Here is a 17495-nt window from a genome sequence, read left to right as displayed (position 1 = left end):
TGAGAGAATAACTATAAATCATATGAAAAATCTATGAAAAGCAAGCGTTAAGAGGGTTGAAGATTATTGTTAAAGAACAGCTGAAGTAAGTGTGATTATGTTACATAGCAGTGAAATGCACGGAAGAGTTTTCTCAATTAGAAGGAAATTTACTGTATATTTCTTGCAAAATCTATTGTATAATGATTATAGAAGTTACTTATTAAAAGTAATTGTTGTTTACTAAAAGTTGTTGCTTACATGAAAAGCAATTTTTGCACTTTGTTTTAAGACAAGGTATCGCGAAAAATTGCTGAATTTAGAAATTTAAACTGTAATTAGTACAGAATTTGTACTCTTTAAGGAGAGTGAGCTTTGTATGGTAACATTATATAGTTCTCCAAGCTGTACGTCTTGTAGAAAGGCGAAATTATGGCTAGAGGAAAATCATATTCCTTATACAGAACGTAATATTTTCTCAGATCCATTAACGATTGAGGAAATTAAAGAGATTTTACGTATGACAGAAAGCGGAACGGATGAGATTATTTCTACTCGTTCGAAAGTTTTCCAAGAATTAAATGTAAACTTAGAGTCTTTACCACTTCAAGATTTATATAAGATGATTCGTGACTATCCAGGGATTTTACGTCGTCCAATTATGATTGACGAGAAACGCCTTCAAGTAGGTTACAATGAAGACGAAATCCGCCGTTTCTTACCACGTACAGTAAGAACGTTCCAATTACGTGAAGCACAGCGTCTTGTAAATTAATTATAATAATATGAAAACCTTCTACCTATTATATAGTAGAAGGTTTTTTTTAATGTTTCAAATTTCGTAATCGAACTCGTTGAACGATAAAGCCGATGCATAAGATGGTGAAAATAAATAAGTAAGGAATGCCTGCAGTGAAACTTGGGTTGTTATGAAAAAAGGTTGCAAGTCTGTCTTCATGTGTGACCATTTTTCCTGCTGTATAAGCGAGAATTGCTGCCCCGCAATAAATGAGGAGTGGAAAGCGTTCCATAAGTATTAAAATGAGTTTGCTGCCCCAAATAATAATCGGGATAGAAATGAGTAAACCGATTATTACGAGTAAAAATCTTCCGTGAGCTGCCCCTGCAATGGCGATAACGTTGTCAAATCCCATAACAAGGTCCGCGAATACAATTGTACGCACAGCTTGAAATAAAGTTGTTTTTCCTTGAATAGAAGAAAGATCGTTGCTATTATCAGTTAGTAAATTTACTGCAATGAATGTAAGTAAAATGCCCCCGATAAGTTGCAGAAATGGAATGTCGAGCAAATAGACAGCTAGTATAGTAAGGATAATTCTTAGTACGATTGCTAAAAGAGTACCGATCAAAATAGCTTTATTTCGTTTTGATTCAGGTAAATTTCGGCTAGCTAGTGCGATGACAATTGCGTTGTCACCACCTAATACAACATCGATACCGACAATCATTAGTACAGATGTTAAAAACTCTAAGTCCATTCGTCTGCCTCCATTTATGATGTTTTAATAAGCGAACTATATGTATGTGGTGAAAAGGACTAAAGCATCTTCTCTAATAAAAGTTTCACTTTATTACAGTGTACGGGGGAAGATGGAAATGTATGTCCAAATTTTTTATAAGTGAGGCATCGCGACAATGATATATTTGTGTATACCATTGAATGAAGATAGGTATATAACTATTTTTGTAAAATAAATCGATTTTATTTCCATTCTGGAGAATCTTATCATAAAATGAGAGTACAAGAATCTATTGATTTGTCATATGAGTGGGGAATCCCTTCATAACAATTCTAAGCAGGAAGGGAGAGTTGTATTTTGGATATTGAAAGAATTAATGATCATACGATGAAATTTTTTATTACGTACATTGATATAGAGGACAGAGGCTTTAATCGTGAGGAAATTTGGTATGACCGCGAAAGAAGCGAAGAGCTCTTTTGGGAAATGATGGACGAAGCTCGTGATCATGACGATTTCTTTATTGATGGGCCGTTATGGATTCAAGTGCAAGCAGTCGATAAAGGGATTGAAGTACTTGTAACGAAAGCAGAACTTTCAAAGGATGGACAAAAGCTAGAACTACCAATAGGTGTAGATAAAATTATAGACATTCCTCTAGATGAAGGTATTGAATCATTATTCCAGCAAGAATTAGTGGAAGAGGTAGAGGAACAAGCAGGTACAAACTTTAACGAAGATGGTACGTTTGGCTTTTTAATTAAGTTTAATGATTTTGAAGATGTCATTTCATTAAGTCATCGTCTTATCTTTGAAGATATAAAAGATGAGCTATATTCATTTGAGGACCGCTATTATGTATATGTGGAATTCGATGAAGTGCTACATGATGAAGAAGAAATTGATCGCATTTTAAGCATTGTTTTAGAATACGGGGAAGAATCAACTTTAACAATTCATCGTGTAAGTGAGTATGGGAAACAAATTGTGAAAGAGCATGCGCTTGAAACAATTCGCAATAATTTTCCTGCTAAAACGTAGGCCGATTTCTGTAGTATGAAATCGGCTTTTTATATGAAGAATAGGAAAGCTTTCTTAGTAAGGAGGTAAGAGATGAAAAATACGTTAAAGTTGATTTTCTTTGTTTTACTATTGTTCGCATTATTTGTATCATTACGTATGTTTATTGATGTAGCGTTTTATTCGGATGTAATTGGGATAAAAGATGTTTCGATTTTAGGTATTATTAGTATTTTATTTACGGTATCTGCATTTTTAATTGGTTGCGTTATTTTCTTAGAGAACCGTCATCCGTCAAAAACACTTACATGGCTCATTGTGTTAGGGATTTTTCCGGTATTTGGATTCTTCGCTTATTTATTATTCGGACAGAACTTTCGGAGGAAGAGAATGTTCCAAAAGAAGGCGTTGCTCGATGAACAAGCGTTTTTACAATATAAGGGGCATGAAGATTACGAAGAACGGATTTTGCGCAATCATAAGCATCAAGAGCTGTTATTTCGTTTAGCGGATCGCTTAGGCGCTTTAAATATTTCATTTCAAACTGAAACGAGAACATTAACAAATGGAGATGAAACGTTTCAGGCTATTTTAGATGGATTAAAACGAGCGAAACATCACATTCATATGGAATATTACATTGTGCGTGATGATAAACTTGGAACAGAAATTAAAGATATTTTAATACAAAAATCAAAAGAAGGCGTAGTCGTTCGTTTTTTATATGATGCGGTTGGAAGTTTTAAATTATCAAAATCATATATTGAAGAATTAAACGACGCAGGTGTCGAAATGATTCCGTTCTTCCCTGTACGTTTTCCGATTTTAAACGATAAGATTAATTATCGAAATCACCGAAAAATCGTTATTATTGATGGGAATGAAGGATTTGTAGGTGGATTAAATATTGGTGATGAATATTTAGGAAAGGATAAGTACTTCGGCTTTTGGCGAGACACGCATTTATATTTGCGTGGGGAAGCTGTGCAAAGTTTGCAGCTTATTTTCCTTCAAGATTGGTTTTATATGACTGGCGAGGCTGTGCTAGCCCCTGAATATTTACAAGCGAAAGCAGTTGAGGGGGAGCATTGGGGCGGCGTGCAGCTCGTTGCAGGTGGGCCGGATAATAAATGGGAAACAATTAAACATTTATATTTTGCCATGATTGCTTCTGCGCGGAAATCCATTTGGATTGCAACGCCGTATTTCATTCCGGATGATGATATTTTATCCGCATTAAAAGTAGCGGCACTTGCTGGTATTGATGTTCGGTTGTTAATGCCGAGTAAGCCTGATAAGCGAACTGTCTTTTACGCATCGAGATCGTACTTCCCAGAGCTTTTAGATGCAGGGGTAAAGATATATGAATACGAAAAAGGTTTTCTCCATAGTAAAGTTGTCATTGTCGATTCTGATTTAGCTTCAATTGGGACAGCGAATATGGATATGAGAAGTTTTCATTTGAACTTTGAAGTAAATGCCTTTTTATATGATACAGATAGCATTCGAAAACTTGTTCAAGATTTTAAAGACGATTTAGAAGAATCAAGTGAAATTCATGTCGATCGTTTTCATAAAAGGCGTCTTCATAGACGAATCGTTGAATCAACGTACCGGTTATTATCGCCTTTATTATAAAAAGAGATGTCCAAAATTGGGACATCTCTTTTTTAAAAGGAATTTGTAATAAATTGTAGAATATAAGGAGCTGAAAGGGTGTGATTCCAATATTTATCGCAAAAAGAGAAAACGGAGAAAAAATTCATCTACTCGATCATCATGATGAAGAGCTTTTACACCATATGCGTAAAAGGGAAAGTTTCTTTTGCATAGCTTGCGGGAAGGAAGTACTAATGAGATTAGGAAAACAAAAAAGGTGGCATTTTGCTCATAAGAAAGTAGATTCATGTTTAGCCTTTTATGAAGCAGAATCTACATATCATATGTACGGTAAAGAATTGTTATATCGGTGGTTCAAACGTCAAAATGTTCATGTAGAGATAGAGCATTATCTACCAGAGATTCAGCAACGACCGGATATTTTTATAGAGAGAGCAGGGAGAAAAATTGCGATTGAATATCAATGCGCCAATCTTTCTATAGAGCAGCTCTGCAAACGAACCTATTCGTATTGGAAAGCTGGTATACAAGTCATTTGGATTATTGGTGGAAATCAATTGAAAAAGCACTCTGCATACTGGATGAAATTCTCCTCAATTATGGCTTTCTCCTTACAATCTTATCCTCAGCCACTTCTTATTTTCTTCTGTTCGAAACAAAAATCATTTATGAAATGCACGTTTATTACATCATTTTCTACAAGCGTTGCTTTTTCACATATTATATATTTACCAATTGAAACGACTACTTTTGAAATGCTCTTTTCTCCTGTTCCTTTCCAAAGGGAAGTATTAAACCGAGAATGGAAGAAGCGAAAGGATTATTTTCGTCAAAACGCTTTGCCCATCTTGAAGTATAATGATAAGTCACTATTACGCCTCTTATATCAATGTAAATGTACCCCAGCAAATTTTCCTTCTGAAATTGGTGTGCCACTCCCGTCCTCATTTGCTTTTCAAACAAATTCATTTATATGGCAAGCTTTTCTATATATGAAGTGTATAGGTGAGCTTGCGGTAGGGGATTGTATTTCCCTCAAGTACGTGTGTAGTTATATAAAAAAGTATACGAAAAGGCGTATGCTCCCGTACTTTTCACAGCATATATGGAAAGTGGCAGTTACTGAATATATGACATTTTTATGTTATGCAGGTGTCTTGCAGAGAGTAGGGACTTATAAGTACCGGAAAATACGGGGGATATCCATGTTAAAAACAGAGGAGGAAGTTATGAAATATGATGAAAGGAGTTTAGCGTATGCCTTATCTTTATTTGAGGCAAAGTACAACATGAGAGAAGGAAAAGCGGATATAATAAAGACTAATCGTGAAGGAATTACATAAGAAAAATCGAATTGTATGTAAGTAGAGATATTTAAAGGAGGGCTTAAAGCATGTCTGAACAAAACACAGCAAAAACATTACCGGATCGTAACGAAATTGAAGAATCAAGTACGTGGCGATTAGAAGATATTTTCCAAACAGATGCAGAATGGGAACAAGAATTCCAAGCTATTAAAGAGCTATTACCGAAGTTAACTGAATTTAAAGGGAAACTTGGTGACTCTGCGAACAATTTACTTGAAGCATTGCAATATGAAGATGAAATTTCAATGCGATTAGGTAAGTTATATACATATGCACATATGCGTTACGATCAAGATACAACAAACTCTGTGTATCAAGCGTTAAATGATCGCGCGACAAATTTATATTCACAAGTATCTAGTAGCACAGCATATATTGTGCCTGAAATTTTATCGATTTCAGAAGATACATTGCAAACATTCTTGAAAGAAAATAGAGACTTAAGTGTATATGAACATGCGTTAGAAGAAATTACGCGTCAACGCCCTCACGTATTATCTGAAGCGGAAGAGGCTTTACTAGCAGAAGCATCTGAAGTAATGAGTGCGTCAAGTAATACATTTGGTATGTTGAATAATGCGGATTTGAAATTCCCATCTATTAAAGGTGAGGATGGAGAAGAAGTAGAAATTACACATGGCCGTTACATTCAGTTTTTAGAAAGTGATGATCGTCGTGTGCGTGAAGATGCATTCAAAGCTGTATATGAAACGTACGGGAAATATAAGAACACATTTGCAAGTACGTTAAGCGGAGCTGTGAAGCGTAATAACTTTAATGCACGCGTTCGTAAATATGACTCTGCACGTCAAGCAGCATTAAGTAATAATAATATTCCTGAAGCGGTGTATGATCAACTTGTTCAATCTGTAAATGACAATTTACACTTGCTACATCGTTACATTGATATTCGTAAGCGTGCACTAGGGCTTGATGAGCTTCATATGTATGATTTATATACACCACTTGTACCAGAAGTGAAAATGAATGTGAAGTATGAAGAAGCGCAAGACATGTTATTAAAGTCTTTACATGTACTTGGTGATGAGTATGTTGATATTTTGAAAGAAGCATATGAAAATCGCTGGGTAGATGTGTATGAGAATAAAGGAAAACGAAGCGGAGCATATTCATCTGGTGCCTATGGAACAAATCCTTATATTTTAATGAACTGGCATGATAATGTAAATAATTTATTTACACTTGCTCATGAATTTGGCCATTCTGTCCATAGTTACTACACAAGAAAAACGCAGCCGCACGTATACGGGGATTATTCAATCTTTGTTGCGGAAGTAGCATCAACTTGTAATGAGGCGCTTCTAAACGATTATTTATTAAAAACGACAGAAGATAAGAAAGAGCGTCTATACTTATTAAATCATTATTTAGAAGGATTCCGTGGTACTGTATTCCGTCAAACGATGTTCGCAGAGTTTGAGCATATTATTCATAAGAAAGTACAAGAGGGGCATGCGGTAACACCAGACATGCTAACGGAGATCTACTATGATTTAAATAAGAAATATTTCGGTGATGCTTTAGTAATTGATGAAGAAATTGGTTTAGAGTGGTCTCGTATTCCGCACTTCTACTACAACTATTACGTATACCAATACGCAACAGGATTTAGTGCAGCAACGGCTCTATCTAAACAAATTTTAGAAGAAGGGCAACCAGCAGTAGAACGTTACATTAATGAGTTCTTAAAAGCAGGAAGCTCAGATTACCCAATTGAAGTGCTGAAAAAAGCTGGAGTAGATATGGCATCTCCAGAACCGGTAAAAGAAGCATTGCAAGTATTTGAAGAGAAATTAAATGAATTAGAAGCATTATTATTTGAAGAGAAGTAATAGAAAAGACGAGGAATTTGCCTCGTCTTTTTCTTAATGTCATTTTGTCGATATTTGTCGAGAAAATAAATCGAATTGTCTTCTTTTTTCTAAACTAGAAGGCAGTTTTACAGTTCATTAAAACCCTTTAAATCGTTTTTTATGGTTGAAATAAGAGAGAGCGATGACAATGACTCCAAATAAAAGAGGAAAGGCAATCATTTTAGGAAAAGCTTGTAGTAGGGAGAGGATGTACAAGAAAAAAGAAACAATGATAGCTAGAATGATAAGTAAAATATACGTTTTTTTCATACAAAACACCTCCAAAATAGCTTTTTTATAGCTTATTCAAAAATGAAAACGTTTAGAATGTGACAAAAGTGTGAAATTCGACAAAAGGGGTTGTCATCTGACGTCGAATCTTGTAATATAATAAGCGTGAACGAATTCACATACAAACATATACCCCTTTGTTTGAACGTGAAAATTTCTCCCATCCCCTTTAATATTTTTATAAGCCGTAAAGAAAAAGACCTGGTGTTTACACCAGGTCTTTTTCTTTTGCTATCCATTTCCAATAACGCTCACATTTTACGTCAATCATTTGTACTTTTCGTTTCAGTTGTAATTTTTTTAGTTCACGTTCAATTTCTTGCTTCGAGCAGTCATATATAAATGCTACTTCTTTTGAAGAGATAAATTGTGTCGCTTCCAGTAATACTTCTAAAGGTGGTAATGGCTCTGGCTCGATTTCACATTTTACAAGTTCTTTCAATAATTGTACGTAGACGTCGTAGGAATACGTTCCAGCGATTTTAATACCTTCTTCATCTGAATTTGCATGAAAGAATACGAGAGAAGGTATTTCTGTAATATGCATCTCATTTGTGAATTTTAAGTCACATTGGAAAGCCTTTTTTGCGCTAGCGGAATATAGGTCTTTTTTAAATTCTTCTACATCAATATTGCTATCTTTTGCGCATGCAAGTAATAATTCGCAGTCAGGATTTGATACATTTTCAAGGAAAATGTATTCTTGGAGTTTTCGCAAAAACTTCGAACCTGCTTTTCGGCCCTGCAACTCCGCTGCTTTAATTGCCATCGAAACTAAATATGGTGTTGACGATGCTTCTTGCATATGTACCTTTCCATCACATGAAAAACCTTGTAAACTTGTTGTCTTTTCCCACACAAATCGAATATTAGCAGGTTTATTCCATTTGTGTGAGGAAGCGTTCGTTCCGTCCACTTTTCCTGTTACGATATGACGAATAGAGAAGTATTTCCCGTATTCAAGCCATAGTTTAATAATAAAGGGCTCAATTTCCCAGCAATCTTTACAAAGTGGATCAATAAATAAATATGCTTCTACAGACTTATGCTCACATGCGGAAGGAGATGGCATATTGATATGCTTTGCTTCCTGTTTATCCATTATATTTCACCTGTTTCGTCTGGAGTATTAACCATATGCTGAGCAGTTAATGCTAAACGTTCAAAAACGAACTCTCTTATATGACCGTGCACTCCTGTGTCATCCATTGCTTGCTCCATGCACGATAGCCAAGCCTCTGCTCGTTTTGGAGTAATCTCAAACGGGAGATGGCGTGCTCTTAACATAGGATGACCATGTTCTTCCGTGTACAAATTAGGACCACCTAAATATTGTGTTAAAAATTGCTTCTGCTTCCTAGCTGTTTCTGTTAAATCATCCGGGAAGATGGGAGATAGGTCAGGGTGTTTACTGACATAGGAATAAAATGTGTCTACTAATATTGCAATGCATTGTTCACCGCCAATTGCTTCAAATGGTGTCATCGGTTGCTTGCTCATCCTTTTAAACTCCTTTTTCCATGAAATGTATATCTATTGTAGCAATGGAATGTTAGGGAGGGCAAATAAACCGCCTTCATAACGTTCTTTGCTTATTCTACAGATGTAAAAGAATCTTTTCTTTTTCAAAAAGTGAGATGTATCCACTAGTAGAACGTATTCACTAGTGGAATTTTCACTTTAGCGTGCTTTGTTTTGTTTGGCAAGGAAAAAGCGTTTTACTTTATTATTTGTATGACGGATTGGTATGTCGTGTTGCTTTAACAAATGAATAAAGGCAGCTTTGCCTGCTTCTTCATCTTGCACTTCAAATTCAATTTCATAATCATCGTGATTGTAATAGAAACTATGATCAAAGACAAGCGTTCCGCCTTCAAATAGTGTTTCGGCTCTTTCAGTTGTTAAACTACCCATATAAGTTAAAGCAGAAACAGGAATTTGTAATGTGTGTAGTTGATCTACTACAGCGCCTTGAATAATTGTATTTGTTTCCATCATCAATCTTGCTTCATCTGCTGTTATAACTTGATGCGTTTCTAACAAGCCGACTTCTGCAGGTTGTTTTAATGTTAATGTATAAGTTTCTCCTTTATGACGAATACGAAGTGCAGAGCCAGCTTCTTTTAATGAGAAGCTCGGTGTTTCAAAGTAGTGATTCACCTGTTTCGTAAATCCTTCAATAGAGAATGATTTACATAATGTATTGAATTCTTCTTCTGTAACAATATTTTTAAATTCAATTTCAATTTCTTGTGTCATTGTATGCGCGCTCCTTTTGAAAAATAATTCTTTACACATTATCGCTTTTTCACAAATTTGGTTCAATGTTTTATTTGTTTGCGTCCATGTTATGATACAATAATACTGTTAAGTAAGACAGGAAGTTGAGATGGAGGAGTTAGAGCATGCAAAATAAAATCCAAGTTAAGAGCGTAGAAAAGAGAGAGAATGCTCTTATTTTTTGTGCAGAAAATAGTGAAATAGAGGTAAAGGAGTTAAGTGCGCGTAATCACGTACTTGTAGACTCAGATAATTTATCATTTTTATATATCTTAGAAAACGAATCATCTTTCATTTATGTAAGCATTCCGCATACATGCTGGGAAGCAATGCATGAAGCGATGAATAACGACGTGGTTATGTTCGTTCGCGTGAATGACATTGAAATGGAATTAGAAGGTTTAAAAGAAGAAGTAGAATATTTAGTTGAAAATATTGAAGGTAATGCAAATTACGGAGAAGAACTAGTAACTGCTGTAGAAAAAGTATTTCTATAAGCAAATGGATTGATTTTGGTGGTGGTTGAAATGAATCGAAATTGGGAAGAATTTTTAGCACCTTACCACCAAGCGGTGGCAGAGCTGAAAGTGAAACTAAAAGGAATGCGTACTCAATTTGCAATGTTAACAGAGCATTCTCCAATTGAGTTTGTAACAGGAAGGGTAAAGTCGGTTGCAAGTATTATTGATAAAGCGGAGAAGAGAAATGTACCGTTAGACAGGCTAAGAGAAGATATGCAAGATATCGCGGGCCTTCGAATGATGTGTCAATTTGTTGATGAGATTAAGCCTGTTGTAGAATATCTTCGAAAACGAAATGACTTTGAAATCGTGGAAGAACGTGATTACGTCACGCAGAAGAAAGATAGCGGTTATCGTTCTTATCACGTTGTCATTAGTTACCCAGTTCAAACGATTCAAGGTGAACAAAAAGTATTGGTAGAAATCCAAATACGTACGCTAGCAATGAACTTTTGGGCAACAATTGAGCATTCTTTAAATTATAAATATAGTGGACGTTTTCCTGAAGATATTAAAATACGCTTGCAACGTGCAGCGGAAGCAGCATTTTTATTAGATGAAGAAATGTCTTCTATCCGTCTTGAAATTCAAGAAGCGCAGAAAGCTTTTTCAAGAAAGCAAGAAACGAAAGATTCCGAATCATAAACTAAAGGGTGTTGGGCGATGAAATTTACAATTATGTCAAAGGGAGATCAATCATCAGATGCACTGGCAAGCACGATGAAAGAATACTTGCTAGATTTTGGATTTATAATGGATGAAAAGGAACCCGATATTGTAATTTCTGTTGGGGGAGATGGAACGCTTTTATATGCGTTTCATCGTTATTATAATCGATTGGATGAAACAGCATTTGTTGGTGTACATACAGGGCATTTAGGTTTCTATGCAGATTGGTTACCGACAGAAGTAGAGAAATTAGTAATTGCAATTGCTAAAACACCATTCCAAGTGGTGGAATATCCGCTTTTAGAAGTGATTATTCGCTATGTGAATGGGAGTAAAGAGTCGCAGTATTTAGCGATGAATGAAGCGACTGTAAAAAGTGCAGAAGGTACATTAGTAACAGAAGTGGAAATACGCGGAGAGTACTTTGAAACGTTCCGCGGGGATGGCCTTTGTATTTCTACTCCTTCGGGAAGTACTGCGTATAATAAGGCGCTTGGCGGAGCAATTATTCACCCTTCTATTGAAGCGATTCAAATTGCGGAAATGGCATCTATTAATAACCGGGTGTTTCGTACGGTAGGTTCGCCGCTCGTATTGCCGAAACATCATACATGCGTGCTGAAGCCGACTGCAGGAATGAACTTACAAATTACGGTGGACCATTTAACGATGGTTCATCAAGATGTGAAATCAATTCAGTATCGCGTGGCAAATGAGAAAGTACGATTCGTTCGTTTCCGTCCATTTCCGTTCTGGAAACGAGTTCGTGACTCGTTTGTTGCAGATAAATAGAAAGGGTTTATATATTTGAACAGATTTACATTGAAATGGGATATAGACTCGGCTGAGGAAGGAACTTTAGTTAGAGAATTTTTAAAAACAAAAGGGATCTCCAAAGCCGCATTAACGGATATAAAATTTCATGGCGGATCTATAGAAGTAAATGGTCAACATGCGAGCGTTCGTCATCAGTTGCAAGCTGGTGAAGAATTACGTGTCTTTTTTCCAGTAGAGGAAAGAAGTGAAGGGATGATTGCTGAAGATATTCCTTTATGTATCGTATATGAAGATGATACAGTTCTTGTCATAAACAAAGAGGCAAACATGTCAACGATCCCGTCTAGAGAACATCCGGCAGGAAGTGTTGCAAATGCGCTCTTATCTCATTATGATAAGCGACATCTTACAAGTACGGTGCACATCGTAACGAGGTTAGATCGTGATACTTCAGGGCTTATGCTGATTGCAAAAAATCGTTTCGTACATCATCTTTTATCGAAACAGCATCAACAAAAAGCTGTGAAAAGAACGTATGAAGCGATTGTTCACGGTGAGATGGTAGAAAAAGAAGGAACGATTGACGCACCGATTGGACGAAAATCGGATAGCATTATTGAGCGAACCGTTTGTGAGGAGGGGCAAAGAGCCGTTACTCATTTTAGAGTGATCGATAGCGTCAATCATAAGACGCACGTATCACTTGAGCTCGATACAGGGAGAACGCATCAAATTCGTGTGCATATGGCGTACATAGGACATCCGCTACTTGGCGATAATTTATATGGTGGAAAAAGAGATGAAATGAAACGACAAGCGCTTCACAGTACATCCTTGACGTTTTATCATCCTATTTTAGAGAAAGAAATGTCTTTCACTACACCGATTCCAAGCGATATGCAAGCGATATTAAGACATATTTAAAAAGGGGACAAAATTCTTATGTAATGAAGAATTTTGTTCCCTTTTTCTTAGCGGAATAATATTAAAATTTGATTGTCGCCCGTGCGCTTTATAACGAAAAAGCCACTTTCAGATTTTGTAGCAATGCCATCGTTATTTGGACGACAATATCCATGCGTTTCGCAAGTACCGTCATCACGTACTAACATTTGTCCAATTAATCCGACAGGAAGCCACTCGTTACGGTCTTTTCTTGCTATATATTTGCAAGCTGGATCCCATTCTGTATTTAAAAGCGGTTGTATGTCTTGCGATTCCGTACGTACATATTGACGTTTTCCGAAGCTATCTGTTTTATAGCGTTTTTGCCAACTTAAAGCACCGCTATTTCCTATAAGAGCAGGGGTGGCACTAGATATTCCTAAGATGAATGAATCGTTTGAAGTAGCGATTCGAATTTTTTCTTCGCTACTAAATGTAACGAAATAACCTACATCAATAAAAGTATTGTCTACTGTTTCAAACATTTGCGCAAAATCAGTTCCGCTTGCATTGTAAGAAGCGCCCTCAATGTACATTTCTCCATTATGAGCAAGCCACTTTGCACCGATATTATGATCGGTTTCATTTGTGCCGTTTGCAATAAACCAAGAATAAGATTCATCTGCTGTGCCGAAGCGCCCCATAATATGGCTACCTGCAAAATGAGCTGTTGATGTATGATTACCTTCCGCATGAGAAGAGAATCCGTTAGCGATAGTCGCGGTTCCTTCTGCATGTGCTGCTTCGCCTAAAGCGATTGTATGTTTACCTTCCGCATGAGAATAGGAGCCACCTGCTGTCGTTTCACTTCCTTCACTATGGGAACTATGTCCAGTTGCTGTCGTTTTTGATCCTTCTGCATGAGAGAAAGAACCTTTTGCATGTGTCAGAAGTCCTTCTGCATGTGAAGCTGTACCCTCTGCATGAGAGTGAAGACCCTCTGCATATGCATACCGCCCATCTTTTTTTACTTTTGTATTTTCAGATGTAGGGGTCTGAATGATAATCGTTTTTTCTGTTTGTATATCACCTGATGGTGCTAATGCTTCTTTAATTTTTTTTACTTGATTTATAATAGCAGCTGGAATTTCTGATTCCGCTTTTTTATTTATTGCTACAGGGCTGTTTTCTTCTGTATTCTTCTCTACTTGCTCAGAAGGCACAATCTGTTCAATATGAGTAGAGAGAGGTTTATTTTTTTGCTGCATCTTTGCTTTTCTATTATCAATTATGCGGCTCATTACAGCATTCTGTAATGAGACATATTTTGGTCTATCTTTGTTTTTTGTGGAAGCCTCTTGTTCTTCCAGTTCTTCTACAGCTGCAGCTCGAATGCTGCACCAGTTGTTAATTCCGTACATGGGCAGATAAAAAGGCGGGCATTTTCTTTTTTGTTTAGAAGATTTTTTCTTCATTCTGTCACCTCCTGCGACAGTATATGCCGTGTCATTAAAAAAAGATGCACTTTATTGCATCTTTTTTTAATGACTTTACCCAATTTTTATCCCACTTTAATGGGCGGGCTGCCCATTAAAGTGGGATTGGTGAGGGCTGATTAAAGTTTCACTTTATATGAGAGACGCCTAAAAGATACGGTAATCCTTACATATGAGTTATGAAATTGGGCGGAATTTCTCAGGGACAAAAGGCAGGGAGGAAGGAACGGAAACAATCTCCCTTTCAGGATAACGTAGTCCAGTTAGTTTGCCACCAAATACAGCACCAGTGTCAATATTGACTGTATGATTTACAAAGCGAGGTTCTTTTACGGGTGTATGTCCATATACAACCCAAGATGTTCCTTTATACTCCTTCGCCCAGTCGCGACGGACAGGTGAACCGTCAGCATGTTTTTCTCCTGTAATATCGCCGTATAATACAAAGGTTTGTACTTTTTTATCTTTTCTTCCTATGTAATCTTGCCGAATGCCGGCGTGACACACAATTAACCTTTTTTCATCGAGTACATGATATAAAGGGGATTGCTCGTAAAGTGTGATGAATTTTTCTTTTATCATGTTTTGTTGATGAGAAGGTAGTGCTTCATATTCGGCAACAGTTGTTTCGAGTCCATGAGCGATTGTCACATTACGTCCAAGGAAAAATCGATATAGTTTATTGCAGTGATTTCCCGGAGCGTAATACGCTACTTTTTTATTTATGACAAGTTCCCATACAATTTCAATCATACGTAATGAATGAGGACCGCGATCTGTGATATCGCCAACAAAAGCAAGCTTGCGTTGATCAGGGTGAATCGGTAAGTCACTATTCCAGTTATATCCGAGTTTTTTCGTTAAATCTTGAAACTCTTGGAAGCATCCATGAATATCCCCTATAATGTCATATTTCATATTTAAACCTCCATCATATTTTTCATTAGTATATCTAAAAAAGGATAGAGATAAAAATATACCGTTTTTGTGCTTCAGTTGAACATAAAGATTTTCGTTCTTGAGCGGACGTTTAAAACAAATCCAATCGCTATCATGTATGTGAGTAAGGAGCTTCCTCCGTAGCTCATAAGGGGTAGTGTGATGCCTGTAATAGGTAGTAATCCGATTGTCATCCCGATATTTTGAAATACTTGAAAAGTAAACATTCCGATTGTACCAGCGCAGATGTAACTGCCGAAAGGGTCATTACTTTCTATAGCGATATGAATCATGCGGAAAATAAGTAGGAAAAAAAGTGCAATAATGACGCTTGCGCCTAAAAATCCGAATTGCTCAGCGACATTCGTGAAAATAAAATCTGTATGTGGTTCTGGAAAGTATACTTGTCCATTTTCCCAACCTTTTCCTTGCATTTCTCCTGATCCAGTAGCTAAGAAAGCTTGTCTTAATTGATAGCCTTGCGCATCATATTTGTATGGCGCTAACCAGCCATAGAAGCGATTTAGTTGATATTCTTGTAAAATGTGTGCTTTAAAGAATTTTGTATGAGTAAAAAAAATATAGGTTAATGTAACGCCAACTGCAAAAATACCAGAAACTAACCCGAAAATAAAACGCCAACGTATACCAGAAACTAATATCATTGCTGCGAGCATAGCTGAAATTACCATTGTGTTTCCTAAATCAGGTTCTTTTGCAATAAGTAGTAGTGGCGGCAAACTTGTTGCGCATATTTTTCCGAGTAATAGAAAATCGTCGTGTATTGTTCGGTAAAAATATTTCTCATTGTGATTAGCTATAATTCGTCCGGTGACGATAATTAAAAACAACTTCATAATTTCGGAAGGCTGGAAATTTCCGATGCCTGGGAGCCTGTACCAAGCGGTCGCACCTTTAATTGTAATGGCACCTGGTACTTGAAATTCTAGCCCAATAAGTAGTACCAATGCAAAGCTATATAAATACCAAGCAATTTTTTGATAACGGTCAAAATCAATAATCATAATCATGCCAATGGCTATGAATCCAATGAAGTACCACTGGATTTGTTTTAATACAAAATTTACATTTTGCAAAAATGGTGGTAAAGAGGCTTGTGCACTTGCAATTGCAAAGCAACTAACAATCCCAATGGCAAATAAAATGAATAGTAATACGTAGTCTATTTGATATTGAGAATTTGGATCTTTCAATGTGTGTATTCCTTTCTATCACCTAGTAAGTATACGGATCATGTCATGATAAAAATAATATACAAGCAGACTATGCATACATTTATTCCACTATTTGTGGGAAGTCATACATCACACGGAAGGAATAGTACCTACCGTGTGATGGACTATATGGCACGGAGTTCTTTTGTAACTATATTCAAACAATGAGAAAGGCGTATATGTGTATCAGTCGTTGGAATGAGCTCTGGATATAGTTGATAAAATGTTGTAGCATTTTTATGCCATTCGCAAGCTTTTAACAGACTCGTTTTGTAATAGTCAATCTCTTGTAGGAAACCATATTTTTTTGAATGTAAAACGAGATGTGAAAAATCTTCGCAGCCTTCAAGGTATTTGAGATGTACTTGCTGTCCCGTATGAAGGCGGAAAGAACTTAAAGGTTCCGTAATATAGATTGCATCACCTTTGGAAAGTAAACTGATCCAAGAAGCCATATCCACACTACAATTATAATTTCTCCCATTTAAAGTACCGAAAGGTTCTGTTAATAGGCGTTTTCGAAAGAGTACAGTCGTAGGTTCACCAATAATATTTTGCCCTAGTATAAGCATATGGTTTCCAAAATCTTTCCCATTTAATAGAGTATCTTCATCATATAATCTGTTCATGGAGGGGTGTTGTTCAATTATCTCTCCATCATCATTAATCCAAGTACGATAAGATGTAATAAGTGCGAGATTTTGATCTAAGTCTTTTTGGAAATAAAACATCATTTTTTCAATTTTATTATTATAAAATATATCATCGTCCATTAAGAAATTTATGTACTCTCCATTTGATTGTTCTAAAAGCATAAGGGCGTTATGAAATTGTCCTAAAGTAGAGGGGTTTCGAATGTACGTTATATGTTTATGCTTATGTAAATAATCTCTGTATATTAATTTTTCTGTTTCATTATTTGTGCTATCGTCTCCTACAATAATTTCAATATTTGAATACGTTTGTGCTAATGCACTTTCTAGAGCAATTTTAAAATAATGTGGCCGATTATAGGTAGGAATAAGGATGGAAACGAGAGGTACATTTTTTATGTTTTCCAT

The 17495-nt window shown here is 36.3% G+C and carries 18 protein-coding genes; 9 read left to right on the top strand and 9 right to left on the bottom strand.

Features of this window, described 5'->3' with window-relative positions; genetic code table 11:
* Positions 1-358: 358 nt before the first annotated feature.
* Complete coding sequence (spx, locus tag QCI47_RS22040) at positions 359-754, top strand: transcriptional regulator Spx (RefSeq protein WP_000258267.1); 396 nt, start codon at positions 359-361, stop codon at positions 752-754.
* Positions 755-803: 49 nt separating this feature from the next.
* Here the strand turns inward: spx and QCI47_RS22035 are convergent, their stop codons facing one another.
* Positions 804-1478 carry a TerC family protein gene (locus tag QCI47_RS22035; RefSeq protein WP_000362603.1) on the bottom strand — a complete coding sequence of 225 codons (675 nt, stop codon included), beginning with the start codon at positions 1476-1478 and terminating at the stop codon, positions 804-806.
* A gap of 339 nt (positions 1479-1817) precedes the next feature.
* Here QCI47_RS22035 and mecA point away from each other — a divergent pair, with 339 nt between their 5' ends.
* The 4 genes from mecA (at position 1818) to pepF (ending at position 7320) form a co-directional block, all read left to right on the top strand.
* The gene (gene mecA, locus QCI47_RS22030; protein WP_000350710.1) at positions 1818-2501 is read left to right on the top strand and encodes an adaptor protein MecA; all 684 of its coding nucleotides are present in this window, start codon (positions 1818-1820) and stop codon (positions 2499-2501) included.
* A gap of 72 nt (positions 2502-2573) precedes the next feature.
* Positions 2574-4118, top strand: coding sequence for a cardiolipin synthase (locus QCI47_RS22025; protein WP_000799204.1), 1545 nt, complete (start codon positions 2574-2576; stop codon positions 4116-4118).
* A gap of 80 nt (positions 4119-4198) precedes the next feature.
* Entirely contained in the window at positions 4199-5443 is a 1245-nt protein-coding gene (locus QCI47_RS22020; RefSeq protein WP_163072441.1) for a competence protein CoiA, read from the top strand.
* Between the two features lie 50 nt (positions 5444-5493).
* The gene (gene pepF, locus QCI47_RS22015; protein ID WP_000003390.1) at positions 5494-7320 is read left to right on the top strand and encodes an oligoendopeptidase F; all 1827 of its coding nucleotides are present in this window, start codon (positions 5494-5496) and stop codon (positions 7318-7320) included.
* Between the two features lie 117 nt (positions 7321-7437).
* Here pepF and QCI47_RS22010 read toward each other — a convergent pair whose 3' ends face one another.
* From QCI47_RS22010 to QCI47_RS21995, 4 genes are all read right to left on the bottom strand, one after another.
* Positions 7438-7611: a hypothetical protein gene (locus QCI47_RS22010; RefSeq protein WP_000754592.1), complete on the bottom strand. Its 174-nt coding sequence runs from the start codon at positions 7609-7611 to the stop codon at positions 7438-7440.
* A gap of 229 nt (positions 7612-7840) precedes the next feature.
* Positions 7841-8734, bottom strand: a complete 894-nt coding sequence (locus tag QCI47_RS22005) for a ClpXP adapter SpxH family protein (RefSeq protein WP_000360652.1) — start codon at positions 8732-8734, stop codon at positions 7841-7843.
* Positions 8734-9132 carry a globin domain-containing protein gene (locus QCI47_RS22000; protein WP_000043380.1) on the bottom strand — a complete coding sequence of 133 codons (399 nt, stop codon included), beginning with the start codon at positions 9130-9132 and terminating at the stop codon, positions 8734-8736. Before QCI47_RS22000 ends, QCI47_RS22005 begins: the two co-directional genes overlap by 1 nt.
* Positions 9133-9312: 180 nt before the next feature.
* Entirely contained in the window at positions 9313-9891 is a 579-nt protein-coding gene (locus QCI47_RS21995) for a CYTH domain-containing protein (RefSeq protein WP_000191110.1), read from the bottom strand.
* Between the two features lie 146 nt (positions 9892-10037).
* On the opposite strand from QCI47_RS21995, the gene QCI47_RS21990 reads away from it, so the two are divergent.
* Genes QCI47_RS21990 through QCI47_RS21975 form a run of 4 tightly spaced genes read left to right on the top strand, consistent with a single transcriptional unit; the run spans position 10038 to position 12803 of the window.
* On the top strand, positions 10038-10409 hold the full coding sequence (locus QCI47_RS21990; protein ID WP_001180003.1) for a UPF0738 family protein: 372 nt from the start codon (positions 10038-10040) through the stop codon (positions 10407-10409).
* Positions 10410-10439: 30 nt separating this feature from the next.
* Positions 10440-11078, top strand: coding sequence for a GTP diphosphokinase (gene yjbM / locus QCI47_RS21985; protein WP_001081482.1), 639 nt, complete (start codon positions 10440-10442; stop codon positions 11076-11078).
* Positions 11079-11096: 18 nt separating this feature from the next.
* Entirely contained in the window at positions 11097-11894 is a 798-nt protein-coding gene (locus QCI47_RS21980; RefSeq protein ID WP_000673184.1) for an NAD kinase, read from the top strand.
* Positions 11895-11909: 15 nt separating this feature from the next.
* Positions 11910-12803, top strand: coding sequence for an RluA family pseudouridine synthase (locus QCI47_RS21975; protein ID WP_163072442.1), 894 nt, complete (start codon positions 11910-11912; stop codon positions 12801-12803).
* A 47-nt stretch (positions 12804-12850) separates the two neighbouring features.
* Here the strand turns inward: QCI47_RS21975 and QCI47_RS21970 are convergent, their stop codons facing one another.
* The 4 genes from QCI47_RS21970 to QCI47_RS21955 all read right to left on the bottom strand — a co-directional run bounded on the left by QCI47_RS21970 (position 12851) and on the right by QCI47_RS21955 (position 17495).
* Positions 12851-14239 (bottom strand): peptidase G2 autoproteolytic cleavage domain-containing protein, encoded by a 1389-nt coding sequence (locus QCI47_RS21970; protein ID WP_163072443.1) that lies wholly within the window; start codon positions 14237-14239, stop codon positions 12851-12853.
* Between the two features lie 198 nt (positions 14240-14437).
* Positions 14438-15178 (bottom strand): bis(5'-nucleosyl)-tetraphosphatase PrpE, encoded by a 741-nt coding sequence (gene prpE / locus QCI47_RS21965; protein WP_076875414.1) that lies wholly within the window; start codon positions 15176-15178, stop codon positions 14438-14440.
* 74 nt (positions 15179-15252) lie between these two features.
* Positions 15253-16413: an FtsW/RodA/SpoVE family cell cycle protein gene (locus QCI47_RS21960; protein ID WP_048553930.1), complete on the bottom strand. Its 1161-nt coding sequence runs from the start codon at positions 16411-16413 to the stop codon at positions 15253-15255.
* Positions 16414-16559: 146 nt separating this feature from the next.
* Positions 16560-17495, bottom strand: coding sequence for a glycosyltransferase family 2 protein (locus QCI47_RS21955; protein ID WP_309422093.1), 936 nt, complete (start codon positions 17493-17495; stop codon positions 16560-16562).

Source organism: Bacillus cereus group sp. RP29, from assembly GCF_040459765.1.
Lineage (GTDB): Bacteria > Bacillota > Bacilli > Bacillales > Bacillaceae_G > Bacillus_A > Bacillus_A paranthracis.
This window is presented reverse-complemented; position numbering and strand designations above follow the sequence as displayed.

Coding starts and splice junctions, on each gene's coding strand:
- QCI47_RS22035 (WP_000362603.1), bottom strand. CDS start 1,478: ATGGACTTAGAGTTTTTAACATCTGTACTAATGATTGTCGGTATCGAT.
- prpE (WP_076875414.1), bottom strand. CDS start 15,178: ATGAAATATGACATTATAGGGGATATTCATGGATGCTTCCAAGAGTTT.
- QCI47_RS21955 (WP_309422093.1), bottom strand. CDS start 17,495: ATGGAAAACATAAAAAATGTACCTCTCGTTTCCATCCTTATTCCTACC.
- QCI47_RS22005 (WP_000360652.1), bottom strand. CDS start 8,734: ATGGATAAACAGGAAGCAAAGCATATCAATATGCCATCTCCTTCCGCA.
- spx (WP_000258267.1), top strand. CDS start 359: ATGGTAACATTATATAGTTCTCCAAGCTGTACGTCTTGTAGAAAGGCG.
- pepF (WP_000003390.1), top strand. CDS start 5,494: ATGTCTGAACAAAACACAGCAAAAACATTACCGGATCGTAACGAAATT.
- yjbM (WP_001081482.1), top strand. CDS start 10,440: ATGAATCGAAATTGGGAAGAATTTTTAGCACCTTACCACCAAGCGGTG.
- QCI47_RS21970 (WP_163072443.1), bottom strand. CDS start 14,239: ATGAAGAAAAAATCTTCTAAACAAAAAAGAAAATGCCCGCCTTTTTAT.
- QCI47_RS21980 (WP_000673184.1), top strand. CDS start 11,097: ATGAAATTTACAATTATGTCAAAGGGAGATCAATCATCAGATGCACTG.
- QCI47_RS21995 (WP_000191110.1), bottom strand. CDS start 9,891: ATGACACAAGAAATTGAAATTGAATTTAAAAATATTGTTACAGAAGAA.
- QCI47_RS22000 (WP_000043380.1), bottom strand. CDS start 9,132: ATGAGCAAGCAACCGATGACACCATTTGAAGCAATTGGCGGTGAACAA.
- QCI47_RS22010 (WP_000754592.1), bottom strand. CDS start 7,611: ATGAAAAAAACGTATATTTTACTTATCATTCTAGCTATCATTGTTTCT.
- QCI47_RS21990 (WP_001180003.1), top strand. CDS start 10,038: ATGCAAAATAAAATCCAAGTTAAGAGCGTAGAAAAGAGAGAGAATGCT.
- QCI47_RS22025 (WP_000799204.1), top strand. CDS start 2,574: ATGAAAAATACGTTAAAGTTGATTTTCTTTGTTTTACTATTGTTCGCA.